14 protein-coding genes are annotated in these 17,655 nt (G+C 70.7%); 11 read left to right on the forward strand and 3 right to left on the reverse strand.

Annotation, left to right across the window (positions count from 1 at the left end):
- Positions 1–5 precede the first annotated feature (5 nt).
- The 8 genes from DEJ29_RS13385 to DEJ29_RS13420 all read left to right on the forward strand — a co-directional run bounded on the left by DEJ29_RS13385 (position 6) and on the right by DEJ29_RS13420 (position 12,000).
- Entirely contained in the window at positions 6–938 is a 933-nt protein-coding gene (locus tag DEJ29_RS13385) for a carbohydrate ABC transporter permease (RefSeq protein WP_241660435.1), read from the forward strand.
- Positions 935–1,813 carry a carbohydrate ABC transporter permease gene (locus tag DEJ29_RS13390; RefSeq protein WP_111032108.1) on the forward strand — a complete coding sequence of 293 codons (879 nt, stop codon included), beginning with the start codon at positions 935–937 and terminating at the stop codon, positions 1,811–1,813. Before DEJ29_RS13385 ends, DEJ29_RS13390 begins: the two co-directional genes overlap by 4 nt.
- 119 nt (positions 1,814–1,932) lie before the next feature.
- Complete coding sequence (locus tag DEJ29_RS13395) at positions 1,933–4,251, forward strand: family 78 glycoside hydrolase catalytic domain (RefSeq protein ID WP_111095770.1); 2,319 nt, start codon at positions 1,933–1,935, stop codon at positions 4,249–4,251.
- Positions 4,252–4,634: 383 nt separating this feature from the next.
- Positions 4,635–5,807 carry an L-rhamnose isomerase gene (gene rhaI / locus DEJ29_RS13400; RefSeq protein WP_111095769.1) on the forward strand — a complete coding sequence of 391 codons (1,173 nt, stop codon included), beginning with the start codon at positions 4,635–4,637 and terminating at the stop codon, positions 5,805–5,807.
- A 4-nt stretch (positions 5,808–5,811) separates the two neighbouring features.
- On the forward strand, positions 5,812–7,896 hold the full coding sequence (locus tag DEJ29_RS13405) for a bifunctional aldolase/short-chain dehydrogenase (protein WP_111095768.1): 2,085 nt from the start codon (positions 5,812–5,814) through the stop codon (positions 7,894–7,896).
- Between the two features lie 52 nt (positions 7,897–7,948).
- Positions 7,949–9,436, forward strand: coding sequence for a rhamnulokinase (locus tag DEJ29_RS13410; RefSeq protein ID WP_111095767.1), 1,488 nt, complete (start codon positions 7,949–7,951; stop codon positions 9,434–9,436).
- Complete coding sequence (locus tag DEJ29_RS13415; RefSeq protein ID WP_181438267.1) at positions 9,433–10,758, forward strand: alpha-hydroxy acid oxidase; 1,326 nt, start codon at positions 9,433–9,435, stop codon at positions 10,756–10,758. Before DEJ29_RS13410 ends, DEJ29_RS13415 begins: the two co-directional genes overlap by 4 nt.
- Before the next feature lie 291 nt (positions 10,759–11,049).
- Entirely contained in the window at positions 11,050–12,000 is a 951-nt protein-coding gene (locus tag DEJ29_RS13420; protein WP_258376031.1) for a glycoside hydrolase family 16 protein, read from the forward strand.
- 115 nt (positions 12,001–12,115) lie between these two features.
- Here the strand turns inward: DEJ29_RS13420 and DEJ29_RS13425 are convergent, their stop codons facing one another.
- A complete protein-coding gene (locus DEJ29_RS13425; protein WP_111095973.1) occupies positions 12,116–12,478 on the reverse strand; it encodes a hypothetical protein in 363 nt (120 codons plus the stop codon).
- A 133-nt stretch (positions 12,479–12,611) separates the two neighbouring features.
- Between DEJ29_RS13425 and DEJ29_RS13430 the strand changes: the two genes are divergently transcribed.
- The 3 genes from DEJ29_RS13430 (at position 12,612) to DEJ29_RS13440 (ending at position 15,896) form a co-directional block, all read left to right on the forward strand.
- Positions 12,612–13,235, forward strand: a complete 624-nt coding sequence (locus DEJ29_RS13430) for a flavin reductase family protein (RefSeq protein WP_111095972.1) — start codon at positions 12,612–12,614, stop codon at positions 13,233–13,235.
- A gap of 146 nt (positions 13,236–13,381) precedes the next feature.
- Positions 13,382–14,923 carry an MFS transporter gene (locus DEJ29_RS13435; protein ID WP_349775185.1) on the forward strand — a complete coding sequence of 514 codons (1,542 nt, stop codon included), beginning with the start codon at positions 13,382–13,384 and terminating at the stop codon, positions 14,921–14,923.
- On the forward strand, positions 14,916–15,896 hold the full coding sequence (locus tag DEJ29_RS13440; protein WP_111095971.1) for an alpha/beta hydrolase: 981 nt from the start codon (positions 14,916–14,918) through the stop codon (positions 15,894–15,896). The genes DEJ29_RS13435 and DEJ29_RS13440 overlap by 8 nt, the downstream gene beginning before the upstream one ends.
- 59 nt (positions 15,897–15,955) lie before the next feature.
- Here the strand turns inward: DEJ29_RS13440 and DEJ29_RS13445 are convergent, their stop codons facing one another.
- Positions 15,956–16,270 carry a hypothetical protein gene (locus tag DEJ29_RS13445; protein ID WP_146248404.1) on the reverse strand — a complete coding sequence of 105 codons (315 nt, stop codon included), beginning with the start codon at positions 16,268–16,270 and terminating at the stop codon, positions 15,956–15,958.
- A 702-nt stretch (positions 16,271–16,972) separates the two neighbouring features.
- Positions 16,973–17,596 carry a TetR/AcrR family transcriptional regulator gene (locus DEJ29_RS13450; RefSeq protein WP_111095969.1) on the reverse strand — a complete coding sequence of 208 codons (624 nt, stop codon included), beginning with the start codon at positions 17,594–17,596 and terminating at the stop codon, positions 16,973–16,975.
- Positions 17,597–17,655: the final 59 nt, after the last annotated feature.

The following is a 17,655-nucleotide window of genomic DNA, read 5'->3' on the forward strand; positions in this document are numbered from 1 at the left end:
TCGGCGTGACCGCGACCCTCACGACGGCGGTGGCCCCGCCGCAGACACGCAAGGCCGGCCGCCCCGGACCAGCGCGCAAGCGGATGCGCTCGTTCTACCCCGCGTGGTTCTTCATCCCCGCGATCGCGCTGTACGTCGTGTTCTTCGCGGTCCCGACCTTCGCCGGGTTCTACTTCTCGCTCACCCGCTGGACGCTGTTCGACCAGACCTTCATCGGCTTCGACAACTTCGTCCGGTTCTTCCAGGACCCGCAGCTCGTCTCCGGGTTCGTGCACACCTTCCAGTACGGCTTCGTGACGAGCGCGGCGAAGGTGGTCCTCGGACTCGCCCTCGCCCTGCTCCTCACGTCGCCCGTGCTGGGGCGCGGCTACCTGCGGGCGGTCGTGTTCTTCCCGGTGCTCGTGTCGACCATCGGCATCGGCATCACGTTCAAGGCGCTGATGGACCCGTTCCACGGGATCATCAACGGCGTACTGGGTTCGGTCGGCCTGCCCACCCCCGGGTGGCTGACCGACCCGGCGCTCGCCCTGTGGAGCGTCGCCGCGGTGGACGTCTGGAAGGGCGTCGGCATCGCGACGCTCATCTTCATCGCCGGCATCGTGGCGATCCCGCAGGAGTACTTCGAGGCGGCACGGGTCGACGGCGCGAGCGCGTGGTCGATCTTCCGGAACATCACCCTTCCGCTGTCCCGCCCCGCGATGGGCACGGTCATCATCCTGTCGCTCATCGGCGGCCTGCGGTCGTTCGACCTGATCTGGGCGATGACCGGCGGCGGGCCGGGGTTCACGAGCGACGTGATCGCGAGCGTGATCTACAAGCAGTACCAGGCCGGGTTCTACGGTCTGTCCACCGCCGGCAACGTGGTCCTGTTCGTCGTCGTCACGGCGATCATGGTGCCGATCTCGTGGCTCCTCAACCGCAAGGAGGCAGAGCTGTGACCACGCTCACCAGCCCCCGCGTCAGCACCCCGACGCGGTCCCGCCACCCCGGCCGCGCCCGCCGGTGGATCATCGGCTCGATCGCCATCGTCGTCAGCTTCGTCGTCTTCCTGGTGCCGTTCGTCTTCGTCCTGCTCCAGGCCGCGAAGAACCCCGCCGAGGCGAACCAGCTCGGCTTCAGCCTGCCGACGGACTGGCAGCTGTGGCAGAACCTGCAGGCGGTGTTCCAGAGCGGCGACGGCGGGATCCTCCGCGCGTTCTGGAACAGCGCCCTGCTCACCGTCGGCAGCGTCACCGTCATGGTCGTGTTCTCCGCGATGGTCGGGTACGTCCTGCAGCGGCGACCGAGCAAGTGGAACGGCCTGATCAACTTCTTCGTGCTGGCGGGGCTCATCGTGCCGCCGGCGATCGTGCCGACCATCTGGGTGCTGCAGGGGCTCAACCTGTTCAAGACCATGGGCGGGATGATCCTCATCGAGGCGACCTTCGGCCTGTCGTTCTGCATCCTGCTGTTCCGGGCGTTCGTCGCGACTATCCCGAAGGAGCTCGACGAGGCCGCCGTGCTCGACGGCGCCGGCCCGATCCGCCTGTTCTTCGGGGTGGTGCTGCCGCTGCTCAAGCCAGTGATCATCACGGTCGTGCTCGTGCAGTCGGTGACGGTCTTCAACGACTTCACCAACCCGCTGTACTTCCTGCCGGGGTCCGAGAACGCGACGGTGCAGCAGACGCTCTACGCGTTCCAGAGCCAGTCGGTCAGCCAGCTGAACCTGCTGTTCACCGACGTGCTGCTCATCACGATCCCGCCGCTGATCCTCTACGTCTTCTTCAACCGTCAGATCGTCGCCGGCATGACCAGCGGCGCCGTCAAGGGCTGACCGCCCACCCCGGCCTGGAGGCGCGACCCGCCTCCGCCACACCGCCCACCCGGGCGGACGGCCGGGCCCACGACCCCCGCACCGGTCGACGACGACCGGTCGCGTGAAAGGACCACCACATGACCACCTGGACCGCACCGTTCATCGCGGCCTACACCGACCTCGGCAGCGCCCCGATCCTGCGTCGGGAGTTCCCCCTCGACGACGGCCACGGCGCCGTCACCGCCGCCACCCTCGACGTCAGCGCCCTCGGCGTCGTCGAGGCCTGGCTCGGCGGGCAGCGTGTCTCCGACCACCTGCTCGAACCGGGGTGGACGAGCTACGAGTGGCGCATCCGCGTCGTCTCGCACGACGTCACCGAGCACCTGACCGACACGATCCCCGGGCAGCCGGCGGTCCTCGCGCTCGTCGTCGGCAACGGCTGGGCAGCCGGACGCCTGGCCTGGGGCGGCGGCGGTGGCTGGTACACCGACGAGCGCGCCGGATTCGCCGAACTCCGGATCACCTTCGCCGACGGGCACGAGCAGCACGTCACGACCGACACCGACTGGCAGGCCCTGTCGAGCGCGATCACCGCCGACCAGCTCTACGACGGGCAGGACATCGACGCCCGACTCCGCGACGGCTCGTTCCTGACGCCCGGCGAGGTCACCGTGCCGAGCGTCGACGGCCACCGGGGTCGGACGAGCACGGTGCACACGGTCGACATCGGCGAGCGCGAACTCGTCGCCGACACGGTGCCGCCGGTGCGCCCGCTCGCCGAGATCGCCCCGGTGGCGATCTGGACGAGCCCGTCGGGAGCGACCCTGCTCGACTTCGGCGTGAACCTGGTGGGGTGGCTCCGGGTCACCGCGACCGGCCCGGCCGGCACCGTGCTCACCCTGCAGCACGCCGAGGTGCTCGAGCACGACGAGCTCGGCACCCGCCCCTTGCGCACCGCGAAGGCGACGGACCACTTCACCCTGCGCGGTGACGACGAGCCCGAGACGTTCGAGCCCCGGTTCACGTTCCACGGGTTCCAGTACGCGCAGGTCGACGGCTGGCCGGGCACCCACGACGAACTCCGCGCTGCGGTCACCGCCGTGCAGGTCGGGTCGGACCTCACCCGCACCGGCACGTTCGCGTCGAGCCACGAGCTGCTGAACACCTTCCACGACAACGTCGTCCGGGGCATGCAGGGCAACTTCCTGAGCGTGCCGACGGACTGCCCGCAGCGCGACGAGCGACTCGGCTGGACGGGTGACATCGCCGCGTTCGCCCCGACGGCCTCGTACCTGTTCGACACGCGGACGTTCCTGGCCGACTGGCTGCGCGACGTCTGGCTCGAGCAGCAGCACGCCGACGGGGTCATCCCGTTCGTGGTGCCGGACGTGCTGAAGTACTCCCCCGCCGAGGACTTCGGCAAGCCCGACGCGACCGCCGTCTGGTCGGACGCCGGCGTCTGGGTGCCGTGGACGCTGTACCAGGCGTACGGCGACACCGCGGTGCTCGAGGAGCAGTTCGACTCGATGGCCGCACACCTGCGCCGGGTCCGTGACCACCTGTCCCCGGAGGACCTGTGGGACACCGTGTTCCAGTTCGGCGACTGGCTCGACCCGGACGCCCCGCCCGAGGCCCCGGCCGACGCGAAGGCCGACAAGGGCGTCGTCGCGACGATCTGCGCCTACCGGTCCGCGACGATCGTGGCGGACGCGGCGGAGTTGTTGGGCGGTCACGAGGCGGAAGCAGCGGAGTTCCGGGAACTCGCCACGCGCCTCCAGGCCGGGTTCCGCACCCACTACCTGCAGGACGACGGGCGGATCCTGTCGGACGCGACCACGGTGTACACACTGGCGATCGTGTTCGGGATCCTGTCCGAGCAGGAGCAGGCCGTGGCCGGCGAGCGTCTCGCCGAGCTGGTCGAGGCGTCCGGGTACCGGATCTCGACGGGCTTCGCGGGGACGCCCTTCATCACCGACGCCCTGACGCAGACGGGGCACCTGGAGGACGCCTACCGGCTGCTGCTGCAGACGGAGTGCCCGTCGTGGCTGTACCCGGTGACGATGGGTGCGACGACGGTGTGGGAGCGGTGGGACTCGATGCTGCCGGACGGCACGATCAACCCGGGTGAGATGACCTCGTTCAACCACTACGCACTCGGTGCCGTGGCGGACTGGATGCACCGGGTGGTGGGTGGCCTGTCGCCGCTGGCGCCGGGGTACGAGTCCGTGCTCATCGCGCCGCAGCCGGGCGGTGGGCTGACGTGGGCGGAGACCTCGCTCGACACCGTGCACGGGCACGTCGCCGTGCGGTGGGAGCTCGTCGACGGGGAGTTGCGCGTCCGGGCGACCGTGCCCGAGGGCGTCTCGGCCGTGGTGCGCCTGCCGGGTGCGCCCGAGCAGCGGCTTGGCGGCGGAACGCACGAGCTGCGCGCGCCCGCCGCGGTCCCCGCCGCGTAGGGGGCTGCCGGGCGGAAGGTGGGCCGGTCACGGTACGTGCGCGGGACGCCAGGCGGCGTTCGCCCGGCGTCGCGCCCCCGGGCGGGCTTCGCGCCCCGACTCTTCGGGGCGTGAAGACCGCAACGGGGCGCACAGCCCGCCAGCGCAGCCGCCCCCTCGCTCCGCGAGCAATCCGCCCGCCCCACGCTCGTCCCACGCTCGTCCCGCGCCCGTCCCGCGCCCGTCCCGTATCGCGCCCCCGTACGCGCATCGCGCCCCGACTCTCCGGGGCGCGATGACCGCAACGGGGTGCGCGACGCAGCACCACCCACCACACGGTTGCGCGAACCCCGCGCAAGCCGTACAGTATGAAACGATTCAATCGCACACGAGGAAGTGACACGATGACATCGACCCCGAGCTTGGCCGGCATCGCCGACCAGCTGGCACGACAGCAGATCGAGCTCCCCAGCTGGGCCTTCGGCAACTCCGGCACCCGCTTCAAGGTGTTCAGCACGCCGGGCACCCCGCGCGACCCCTACGAGAAGATCGCCGACGCCGCCCAGGTGCAGGAGTACACCGGCCTGGCGCCCACCGTCGCACTGCACATCCCGTGGGACCTGGTGGACGACTTCGCCGACCTCAAGCGCCACGCCGAGGAGCACGGGGTCTCGCTCGGCACCGTCAACTCGAACACGTTCCAGGACGACGACTTCAAGTTCGGCGCCCTGACCCACGTCGACGAGACGATCCGGCAGAAGGCGATCGACCACCACCTACGCTGCATCGACGTGATGGACGCCACCGGCAGCCGCGACCTGAAGATCTGGCTCGCCGAAGGGTCGAACTACCCGGGGCAGGAGGACATGCGCTCCCGCCAGGACCGTCTGCACGAGTCGCTCAGCACGATCTACGACCGCCTCGGCGCCGACCAGCGGCTCGTGCTCGAGTACAAGTTCTTCGAGCCGTCGTTCTACCACACGGACGTTCCCGACTGGGGCACCAGCTACGTGCAGACGGCGGCACTCGGGCCGAAGGCGATGGTCTGCCTCGACACCGGGCACCACGCCCCCGGCACGAACATCGAGTTCATCGTGATGCAGCTCCTGCGCCTCGGCAAGCTCGGTTCCTTCGACTTCAACTCGCGCTTCTACGCGGACGACGACCTGATCGTGGGCGCCGCGGACCCGTTCCAGCTGTTCCGGATCCTGGTCGAGGTCATCCGCGGCGGCGGGTACGACAACCCCGACGTCGCGTTCATGCTCGACCAGTGCCACAACATCGAGGACAAGATCCCCGGCCAGATCCGCTCGGTGCTCAACGTGCAGGAGATGACGGCCCGCGCGCTGCTCCTGGACCGCGTCGCACTGACCGCGGCGCAAGAGGCACACGACGTCCTCGGCGCCAACGAGGTCTTCATGGACGCGTACCAGACCGACGTCCGGAAGGACCTCGCCGAGTGGCGCGAGTCCCGCGGGCTGCCGGCGAACCCGATGCGCGCGTACCTGGATTCGGGCTACCAGCAGTCCATCGCCGAGGACCGCGTCGGCGGCGTCCAGGCCGGCTGGGGCGCGTAGGAACATGACGAACACAGTGGAGGCACGGGTGGACCCCGCAACGCACGGAACCGACGCAGACACCACGATCAGTGCGCTCATCACGCGCTCGAACGCGCTCGGCTCGGATCCGCGGATCACGAACTACGCGGGCGGCAACACCTCCGCCAAGGGCACCGACACCGACCCCGTCACGGGCGAACCGGTCGAGCTGCTCTGGGTGAAGGGCTCCGGGGGCGACCTCGGCACCCTCACCCCGGCGGGCCTCGCGGTCCTGCGCGTCGACCGCGTCCGTGCCCTCCAGGACGTCTACCCCGGGGTGGAGCGCGAGGACGAGATGGTCGCCGCGTTCGACTACACGCTGCACGGCAAGGGTGGTGCCGCGCCGTCGATCGACACCGCCATGCACGCCCTCGTCGACGCCGCCCACGTCGACCACCTGCACCCCGACGCCGGCATCGCGATCGCCACGGCGGCGGACGGTCCGGCCCTGACCGAGCGCATCTTCGGCGACCGGGTCGTCTGGGTGCCGTGGCGCCGGCCCGGGTTCCAGCTCGGGCTCGACATCGCAGGCGTCAAGCGTGACCACCCGCAGGCGATCGGCACGATCCTGGGCGGCCACGGGATCACCGCGTGGGGGGACACGAGCGACGAGGCCGAAGCGAACTCCCGCTGGATCATCGACACCGCCGAGCAGTACCTCGCGGAACACGGCACGGCGGAGCCGTTCGGCGGCCTCCGAGCGGGGTTCGAAGCACTGCCGCCCGACGAACGTCGCGCACGCGCCGCAGCCCTCGCCCCGACGATCCGCGGCATCGCCGGGCACGACAAGCCGGTCGTCGGGCACTTCACCGACAGCGACGTCGTGCTCGAGTTCCTGGCGAGTGAGCGCGCCGAAGCACTCGCGGCACTCGGCACCAGCTGCCCGGACCACTTCCTGCGCACCAAGGTCAAGCCGCTCATCCTCGACCTGCCCGCAACGGCCTCCGTCGACGAGCAGACCGCCCGCCTCCACGAACTGCACGAGCAGTACCGCGCGGACTACCAGGCGTACTACGACCGGCACGCGACGCCGGACTCCCCCGCGATCCGCGGCGCCGACCCGCTCATCGTGCTGGTGCCCGGCGTCGGGATGTTCTCGTACGGCAAGGACGCCCAGACCGCCCGCGTCGCCGGCGAGTTCACCGTCAACGCGATCAACGTGATGCGCGGCGCCGAGTCGGTCAGCACCTACGCCCCGATCGACGAAGCCGAGAAGTTCCGGATCGAGTACTGGGCACTCGAAGAGGCGAAGCTGCAGCGGATGCCCGCACCCAAGAAGCTCGCGACGCGCATCGCACTGGTCACCGGGGCAGCGTCGGGCATCGGCAAGGCGATCGCGAAGCGCCTGGCCGCCGAGGGTGCCGCCGTCGTCATCGCCGACCTCGACCTCGAGAAGGCCACTGCTGCGGCGGCCGAGATCGGCGGCCTCGACCAGGCCATCGGCGTCGCCGCGAACGTGACGGATGCCGCCGCGATCGACCAGGCCGTCCAGCAGACCCTGCTGCACTTCGGCGGCCTCGACCTCGTCGTGAACAACGCGGGGCTGTCGCTGTCCAAGAGCCTGCTCGAGACCACCGAACAGGACTGGGACCTGCAGCACGACGTGATGGCGAAGGGCTCGTTCCTGGTGTCGAAGGCCGCCGCGAAGGTGCTCATCGAGCAGGGCCTGGGCGGCGACATCGTCTACATCTCGTCGAAGAACTCGGTGTTCGCCGGGCCGAACAACATCGCGTACTCCGCCACGAAGGCCGACCAGGCCCACCAGGTGCGGTTGCTCGCAGCCGAGCTCGGTGAGTACGGCGTCCGCGTCAACGGCATCAACCCCGACGGGGTCGTGCGCGGCTCCGGCATCTTCGCGAGCGGCTGGGGCGCCAACCGCGCCAAGACGTACGGCATCGAGGAGCAGGACCTCGGCAAGTTCTACGCGCAGCGCACGATCCTGAAGCGCGAGGTCGTGCCCGAGAACGTCGCGAACGCCGTCTACGCCATCTGCACCGACGACTTCTCGCACACCACCGGCCTGCACGTGCCGGTCGACGCCGGTGTCGCCGCGGCCTTCCTGCGGTAGCGACGACCGACGACCAACGAGCGACGACCAACGAACCGAGCAGGAGCACGGCATGCACACCAGCGGCAGCGTCGCCGCGGTCGACCTCGGGGCCACCAGCGGCCGGGTGATCGTCGGCCACGTCGACCCCGACGGAGTCCGGATGGACCACGTCGTACGGTTCCCGAACGGCCCCGTCACCCTGCACGAGGGCGACGCCGACACCGGCCGCGACGCCCTGCACTGGGACGTCGTCGAGCTGTACCGGCAGGTGACCGAGGGGCTGCGGCGTGCGTTCGCCGAGCACCCCGCGATCGCCAGCATCGGCATCGACTCGTGGGCGGTCGACTACGGCCTGCTCCGCGACGGCCGACTGCTCGGGCTGCCGTCGCACTACCGCGACGACCGGCACCAGGGCGGTGTCCTCCCCGTGCACGATCGGATGGACGCCACCGAGCTGTACGCCCGGAACGGCCTGCAGCACCTGCCGTTTAACACCCTGTTCCAGTGGGCTGCCGACCCGTCGCTGCAGCTCGCGCAGCGTGCGCTGCTCGTGCCCGACCTGCTCGGGTACTGGCTGACGGGGGTCGAGGCGACCGAGCGCACGAACGCCTCGACGACCGGGGCGCTGAACGCGACCACCCGTGGGTGGGACCCGGCGGTGCGGGCTGCTGCGGGCCTCCCGGCCGGGCTGCTGCCCACGCTGCGCGACCCGGGCGACCGACTCGGCCCCCTGCTGCCGTGCGTCGCCGCGCTCGTCGGCGGGCAGGCCGACGTGACGCTGGTCGGCTCGCACGACACGGCGAGCGCCGTCGTCGCGGTCCCCGCGACGGAGCCGGACTTCGCCTACATCTCGTCGGGCACCTGGTCGCTCGTCGGCGTCGAGCTCGACGCCCCCGTCCTGTCGGACGCGGCACGACGCGCGAACTGCACGAACGAGGGCGGTGTCGACGGCCGCGTCCGGTTCCTGAAGAACGTGTCCGGACTGTGGCTGCTGTCGGAGAGCGTCCGCACCTGGGAGCGTGGTGGCGACCACGTCGACCTGGAGGCCCTGCTCGCCTCCGCCGCGGCCGTCACCGCCCCGGTCCCCGTCTTCGACCCCGCGGACGAGTCGTTCACGGCACCCGGCGACATGCCGGCGCGGATCGCCGCGTGGTGCGCGGCGCACGGGCTGAGCGCCCCCGCAACCCGTGCGGAGTTCGTCCGGAGCATCCTCGAGTCACTCGCGACGGCGTACGCCGAGACCCTGCGCACCATCGCCGACGTGACCGGCAAGACCATCCGGGTCGTGCACGTCGTGGGCGGCGGCTCGCAGAACCGGCTGCTCTGCCAGCTGACCGCGGACCGCACCGGCCTGCCGGTCGTGGCCGGACCGGTCGAGGCGACCGCACTCGGCAACGTGCTGGTGCAGGCGCGCGCCGCTGGACTCGCGCGCCTCGGAGGGGCTTCACTGGAGGCACTCCGCAGCATCGTCGCACGGAGCGTCGAGCCCGTGCGGTACACCCCGTCGGCGTCGTCGCGCGCCGATCCCGATCGATCCCCCGTCAGGAGCCACGCATGACCACGACCGACGACCAGCACCGGATCGACCCCGCAACCGGGGCACCGGCGCCCGCGACCGGGTCCGCGTCCGCCGCTCGCACGCGGGTCAAGCGGCAGCTGCCGACTGTGCGGGACCTCGCGCCGCTCATGCAGTTCAAGAAGCCTTCGCTGCCGGGTCGACGGCAGCGCCTCGAACAGGCCTTGACGATCTGGGACCTGCGGGAGATCGCCGCCCGCCGCACCCCGAAGGCCGCGTTCGACTACACCGAGGGCGCGGCCGAGGCGGAGATCTCACTGGCCCGCGCGCGGCAGGCGTTCGAGGACATCGAGTTCACCCCGGCGATCCTGCGGGACGTGTCGCGGGTGGACACCTCGCGCCAGGTGCTCGGGGCGCCGGTATCGTACCCGTTCGGCATCGCGCCGACGGGCTTCACGCGGATGATGCAGACCGAGGGCGAGCGGGCCGGTGCCCGGGCCGCCGGACGTGCCGGTATCCCGTTCTCGCTCTCCACGATGGGCACCACCGCGATCGAGGACGTCCGCGACGCCAACCCGCACGGGCGCAACTGGTTCCAGCTGTACATGTGGAAGGACCGCGAGAAGTCGATGGCGCTGGTCTCCCGCGCCCAGCAGGCAGGCTTCGACACCCTGCTCGTCACCGTGGACGTCCCCGTCGCGGGTGCGCGGCTGCGGGACAAGCGGAACGGGTTCTCGATCCCGCCGCAGCTGAGTGCCCGGACCGTGGTGAACGCGATCCCGCGGCCGTGGTGGTGGTTCGACTTCCTGACCACCGAGCCGCTGGCGTTCGCGTCGCTCGACCGCTGGTCCGGCACCGTCGGCGAGCTGCTCGACCACATGTTCGACCCGACCGTCACCTACGAGGACCTCGCCTGGATCCGTGACCAGTGGCAGGGCAAGATCGTCGTGAAGGGCGTGCAGTCCCTGGCGGACGCCAAGCGTCTGGCGGACCTCGGGGTCGACGGCATCACGCTGTCGAACCACGGTGGCCGGCAGCTGGACCGCGCCCCGGTTCCCTTCCACCTGCTGCCCTCCGTGGTCAAGGAGGTCGGGAAGGACACCGAGGTGCACCTCGACACGGGCATCATGTCCGGCGCCGACATCGTCGCCGCGGTGGCCCTCGGCGCGAGATTCACGATGGTCGGCCGTGCCTACCTGTACGGGTTGATGGCCGGCGGCGAGGCCGGGGTGGACCGGATGATCCAGATCCTGTCCGAGCAGATCGAGCGGACCATGCGGCTGCTCGGAGTGGCCTCGCTCGACGAGCTCGAGCCGGGGCACGTGACGCAGCTGCAGCGGTTGCAGCCGATCCCCCGGGCCTGAGCGGTCGGCTCCCCGTTCGTTGCATCGTGCACGTTCGGGCGTCGGACACCGGGCGTTCGTCGGTCGATTTCCGTGACGCCCCCCGAACGGGTCACAAATGATGCAAGATGTCCGTGGACGTGTCAACGAAACCCTCGGCATCCGGCCGGCTGGTGCGTCCGTCCCTCCCCGCATCCTGCGCCCGAGCATCCACGAGGAGCCCGACATCTCGACCCGAAGCACGTGCACGCCCTCGCGCGGCACGACCCCACGGACCACCCCCACACCCCCGACCACCCGAGGGGGTACCCGATGATCCGCCACCGCGCGATCCTGGCGGTCGCGACCGCCGGCGCCCTGGTCCTCGGTGTCCCCACCGCCGCCTCCGCCCGCACCTGGTGGGGCTGGGACGGCGAACGCCGCTGGCACAACGCCCCGGTGAACCCCACCCCGACGCCGGCCCCGGACGAGACGGAGACCCCGGCCCCCACCGACGAGTGGACCCCGGACACGGAGCCCGAGCAGGACTCCGCGCCGATCGAGGACTCGGCCCCCGTCGCCGAGCCCGCGCCCGACGCAGAGGCCGAGCCCGAGTCCGAGGCCGCGCCCGAGGCGGATGCCTCCCCCGCGGACCTGTCCGCGATCGCACCGGACGCCCCGTTCGTCGAGGACTTCACCACGAACGCCGTCACCGGCCTCGTCCAGTCGCTGTACCCGCAGTCGTGGCAGCCCTACCCCGACGGCACCTCGGGCATCTACGCGCCGAGCAAGACCGTGTCGGTGCACGACGGCGTGATGGACGTTGCCCTCGGCACCGGTGCCGGAGCAGCCGGCACCTTCGGCTCCTCCGACGGCGCCTGGGACCACGTCGGTGGCTCGTTCTCGGTCCGCGCGAAGGCGACCGGCGGCGACGGCAACGGCGCGGCCTTCATGCTGTGGCCGACGTCGAACGTGTGGGCCGACGGCGAGATCGACTTCCCCGAGGGCAACTTCGAGGACAGCCCCTCGGTGTTCCACCACTCGATGACCCCCGGCAAGGAATCCGAGCGCGTCCAGCTCGGCACCGGCGTCTCGTGGCGCGACTGGCACACCTACAAGGTCGACTGGGTCCCCGGTGAGTCCGTGACCTACAGCGTCGACGGCAAGGTCCTCGGCACCGTCACGCACGACGTGCCGACGACCCCGCACCGCTTCATGTTCCAGGTCGGCAACTGGGGCGAGAAGGGCAACCTGCTCATCGACTGGGTCTCGACGACCGAGTAGCGTCCGCAGGTCCGCACCACGACGGACGGGAGGCCCGGTGCCAGCTGGCACCGGGCCTCCCGTCCGTCCGCGTGGTCGCGTCTGCTTGCCGAGCGCGCCCTGCGGAGCCTGTGGGCTAGTGCTTCTCGTCGACGAGGGCGATGAAACGACTGCCGATGCCCTCGACCTCGCGCCGCGTCAACCCGGCAGTGGGCTCGGGCGCCTGGTACGGGGCGTGGTAATCGCACATCAGGTAGTCCCATTCGGGCCACCACTTCTTCGGGCGCGCCTCTTCGTCGAAGCCGCAGACCACGCACTCCAGGCGCGTCCAGACCTTCTTGGTGCCGGTGCGGTTGTCGCGGGACTGCACGAGCCAGGCGGGCGGGTCCTGCTCGATCGCGTCGAGCTCCGCTTCGCTCAGGCGCGACGGGATGCCGTGGCGGGTCGCCATCTCGAGGGGGATGTCGAGCCGGACGGCGGCTTCGCGGCGGGAGAGCATCCGTCCAGGGTAGGTCCTGGTGCTCCGCAGCTCGAACTGCGACGGCGGGAAACCGCCAGCGACCGTTCCCGCGCCTGGCGAGACTGGCTGGGAGCTCGCGACCGCCGCGAAGCCCGACCGAGAGCCGAGCGCCGTGCACCACACCCCCATCGACCCCGCGATCCTCTACTTCGGCACACCCGTCGCGCTGCTGAGCAGCATCGCCAGCGACGGCACCACGAACACCGCCCCCATGTCGTCGATCTTCTGGCTCGGGCAGACCGCCGTCCTCGGGATGGGAAGCCGATCCCAGACCGCGCAGAACCTGCTCGACACCGGTGAGTGCGTCATCAACCTGCCGTCCGCCGATCTGGTGACGGCGGTGGACGCGCTCGCCCTCACGACGGGACGATCCCCCGTCCCCGCCGGCAAGGCCCACGTCCGGTACCGCCACGAACCGGAGAAGCTCCGCCTCGCCGGGCTCCACGGCCGCCCCGGCGACACCGTCCGTGCGGAACGGATCGACGAGTGCCCGGTCAACCTCGAAGCACACGTCGTGCACACGCGACCGCTCACATCCGACGACGGCACCTTCGTCTTCGAAGCCGCGATCAGTCGCGTCCACGTGCACGACTCCATCCGGATGGCGGGGACCGCGAACCGGATCGATCCCGACCTGTGGCGGCCGCTCATCATGAGCTTCCAGCGGTTCTACGGCCTCGGCGGCGAGCTCCACCCGTCGCGGCTCGCCGGCATCGACGAGGACTGGTACCGGTAGCGACAGGGCTCCGACCGCCGACTTTCCTCGAGCGAGCAGTCCGTGTATGGTCTCGATCACTGAGGTAAAAGGCGCCGCGATCTGCGACGCACCCGCACGCGGCATCGAACGAGTCGCCACTTCTTCCCTCGAAGGAGTGCGCCATCGTGTCCCCCAGTCCCGCTCTCACCACCGGGCACGCGTCCGCCGGTGACTCGTCGCCTCGTCTGCGCGACGCCTGGATCGCCCTCGCCGGGCTGTCCGCGGTCTTCCTGTTCGAGATGCTCGACAACTCCGTGCTCAACGTCGCCCTGCCGACGATCGGCCGCGACCTGGGCTCGTCGACGACGGGCCTGCAGTGGGCCTCGGGTGCCTACTCGGTCGCCTTCGGCGGGCTGATGCTGCTCTTCGGCGCCGTCGCCGACCGCATCGGTCGCCGTCGGGTCATGCTCGCCGGGCTCGTCCTGCTGGCCCTGGCGAGCCTCGCCACGGCGGTGGTCTCGTCGACCGAGCAACTGATCGCCGTGCGGGTCGCGATGGGCGTCGCCGCGGCGATGACGACGCCCGGGTCGATGGCGCTGGCGTTCCGCCTCTTCGACGACGAAGGTCTCCGGGTGCGGGCACTCACCGTCATCTCGACGGCCGGGCTCGTGGGGCTGGCCATCGGACCGACCGTCGGCGGGTTCGTGCTCGCCGTCGCCCCGTGGCAGGTGCTGCTGCTGGCCGACGTGCCCATCGCGGTCCTCGCACTCGTCGGCATCCGGCTCGGTGTCGCCCGCGACGAGACTTCAAGGCTCCGTCGTGATCCGGTCGACGTGGTCGGGGCGATGCTCGGCACCGTGACGACGGCTGGAGCGCTCGTGACGCCGACGATCCTGGTCGAGTCCGGAGCCGCTGGCTGGTGGGGGTGGGCCGTCCTCGCCCTCGCCGTCACCGGCGCGGTGGGGTTCGTCGCCCGCGAGCGGACCGCGCGGCACCCGCTGATCGACCTGCACCTGCTCGCCCGGCCACTCGTCTCGAGCGGCCTCGCGTTCAAGGCCGCGTCGGGTCTGGCCGTCGCCGGACTGTCGTACCTCGTGACCCTGCAGCTGCAGTTCGCCTGGGGCTGGCCGCCGGCGCTGGCCGCCGTCGGGACGTTGCCGCAGGTGGTCGTGCTGCTCGTCGGCGGCCGCTTCGTCGGGCCGTTCGTGCAGCGGGTCGGCCTGGGCCGCGCCGCCTGGATGAGCGCCGTCTCGGTCGTCTCCGGTCTCGCGGTCTTCGGCGCCCTGAGCCGGTACGGGTACCCGTGGGTGCTCGTCGCGCTCGTGCTCGTCGCGGCCGGCATGCGGGTCGTCGGCGTCGTCGCCGGCGCGTCGGTCCTCACGGGGCTGCCCGCGGACCGCACCTCCGTCGGAGCGGCGCTCGTCGACACCTCGAGCGAGCTCGCCGGTGGTGCCGCCGTCGCCGCGGCGGGGACCATCGTCGCCGCCTTCGTCGCCGGGAGCATCACCACGACCACCTGGACCGCCGCCCGGATCGAGAGCTTCCAGGACGCCCTCACCGTCGCCGGGCTCGGCCTCGCCGCGGTCGCAGCACTGCTCGTCGTGGTCGGCATGCTCCGAGCCCGGCCCGCCGTCGAACCAGAGGACGAGGCCCCGTCCGACCCTGCCGACACCACCCCTGCACACACCGACCCGATCACCATCACCGAGGAGACCTCCCGTGTCTGACACCATCGCCCTCCCCCGCCCGCCGTTCGATCCCGAGTTCGTGCCCTTCCTCACCGCCATGGATGCGCGCGGCCGTTTCCACCTCACGGCGCAGATGCTGCCGCAGATGCGACAGCTGGACATGACCGAGGCGCAGCTCGACGACGGACTGCGTGCTCGCGGCCTCGAGCGGAGCAACATCACGGTCCCGGGGCACCGCGGTGACCCGATCGACCTCGCCGTGATCCAACGCACCGGCCGCACCGGCACGGCTGCCCTCGCCTACGCGATCCACGGCGGCGGCATGATGTTCGGCCACCACCTCGGCAACCTCGACTCCTACGACGAGTGGCTGCTGGTGCACGACGTCGTCCTGGTCAGCCCCGACTACCGCCTGGCACCGGAACACCCGGACCCGTACCCGGTCGAGGACTGCTACGCCGGTCTCGTCTGGGCATCTGAGCACGCCGACGAACTCGGCATCGACCGGGAGCGCATCGTCCTCGTCGGCCAGAGCGCCGGTGCCGGTCTCGCCGCCGGCACCGCCCTCCTGGCCCGCGACCGACAGGGTCCCTCCGTCATCGGCCAGGTGCTCGTGAGTCCCATGCTCGACGACCGCGACGCGACGCTGTCGGCTCGGCAGTTCGACGGTGTCGGGGTCGCCGACCGGGAGATGACACGGTTCGGCTGGGACGCCTACCTCGGTGACCGGCGGAGCGGCGAGGACGTGTCGATCTACGCTGCACCCGGCCGCGCGACCGACCTCACCAGGCTCCCGCCCGCGTACATCGACTGCGGCAGCACCGAGGTGTTCCGCGACGAGACCGTTGCCTACGCCAGCTCGCTGTGGGCGGCAGGAGTCCAGGCGGAACTGCACGTGTGGCCGGGAGCGTTCCACGGATCGACGAGCATGGTGCCCGACGCGACGCTGTCGCAGCGGGCTGTGCGGGCTCTGCGCGAGTTCACCGGTCGCCTCCTCAGCCCGGCCGTCTGACGGCAGTCCCGGCACGAGCGCGTCGCGGCGCTCGCGCCGGGGCGGGCTCGCAGCATCAGCTAGATCCGGTCCAGGAACGCCACCGCGACGACGATCGGCCACGCCTCACCGTCGAGCTGCACGGACCGCAGCCCGCGCGGCAGGGCGTGTCCGTCATCGGACGCGACGACGACTCCCTGCAGCCCGATGAGGTGCCCGGAACCGCGGCTGTAGTTGACACGGTCACCGATGACGGGCATGACGATGGTGTCCGCCGCCAGCTCCTCTGCAGCGAGTTCGACGACAAGAGTCCGGGACTCCGTGAGCACCTCGGCGAGCTGTGCCTCGAACCCGCCGCGTTCGTCGAGCTCCGCGTCGCGCACCTCGAGATCCACGATCCTCGCGACAGGCAGGGATTGCGGGCCGATCGTCCGCGCGACTCCGCATCGGATCGGGACACCCCTGCTGGCGAGGACGAGCCCCGTGCTCGCCGTCCCGAGCTGCAACGGGACTGGCTCAGCGCCGACCTTGCGGAGTCCGCCGGTCGCTGTCGCGCCGCCGGCGATGTGCGCTCGCGCGGCACTCGTCTTCGCCGCGCCGAGGAATCGTGGCGCGACCTGAGCTGCTCTCGTCCGCATCGGATCATCGCTGAACTGCGCGCCGAGATGCTTCTTGAACGCGAGGGCGCGAGGCCGTCGCTTGTCACCGTTGTCCATCGGGTCGCCTTCGGGTCGGCTTCTCGCAGCCTCGGGTCAGGCTGTTCCCGGACCGTACTGCCGGACCGTCGGCGCACACGATGGTTCCTCAGCGATATTGCGGTAACCAGCAACGCCGATGAGGAGTTCGCGCCGGCGCAGCCCGCGTTCGCACCGACTTCTGCCAACGCCAAGAGCTGCATTTCGGCTCTGAGACGGTCGACTTCGAGACGGACTCGTGCCCAGCCGTGGACGAGCCCGGCGGGCGGGTCCTGCTCGATCGCGTCGAGCTCGGCTCTACTCAGGCGCGCCCGTGCGTGTCCGGCAAGCCGAGAATGTCGGACGAGGACTCGTCCGTTGCCGTGCCCGTCCCAGAGTGTCGATGCTCGTGTTCCGCGCGGGTCAACGCCGGCGCGGGCCAGCCACCATCGCGAAGGCACTCTCCGCGATCGAGGTCAGCCGATCCGGACTGTGTCCGTAGGCACCGACGACGTCACTCCCACGAACAATGGTCACCAACAGGTAGGCAAGGTCTTCAGGGTCCGATTCGCTGTCGATGTCGCCGTTGCGCTGTGCACCTCGCACACACTCGGCAACAGCCTGCACAACCACGGAGAAGCAATCGGCGGCCAGGCGCTGCACTTCGTGGTCGGACGCACCGATCTCCAGGGCCATCTTCGCCGCGAAGCAAGCCGCTGCGGCGCGGTCGCCGGCCGGCGGCACATCCTCGGCGAGCGGAACTCCGTGCACAGCACGGAGCAGGTACCCGTGCAGTCGCTCCAGGGCGCCGTCGTCCGGACCCGCGAGCACCTTCGGCGCGAACTGTCCGAGCCGGGAGTAGTAGCTCGCCATGGCCTGCAGGAGTACGCCGTGCTTCCCGTCGAACGTGGCGTAGAGACTGCCCCGCCCAAGACCCGTCGCAGCACTGATGTCGTCGACGCTCGTGCCGTTGTAGCCCGCAGCGCGGAACTGCCGCTCGGCGGCATGCAGGACATGGTCGCGGTCGAAGCTTCGTGGTCTGGGCATCGTTCCAAGGTAGAGGAGATCTGCCGTAATTGACAAATCAGTACAGAACCGGCTACGTT

Origin of the sequence: Curtobacterium sp. MCPF17_021 (assembly GCF_003234605.2) — a bacterium.
Classification (GTDB): Bacteria; Actinomycetota; Actinomycetes; order Actinomycetales; family Microbacteriaceae; genus Curtobacterium; species Curtobacterium flaccumfaciens.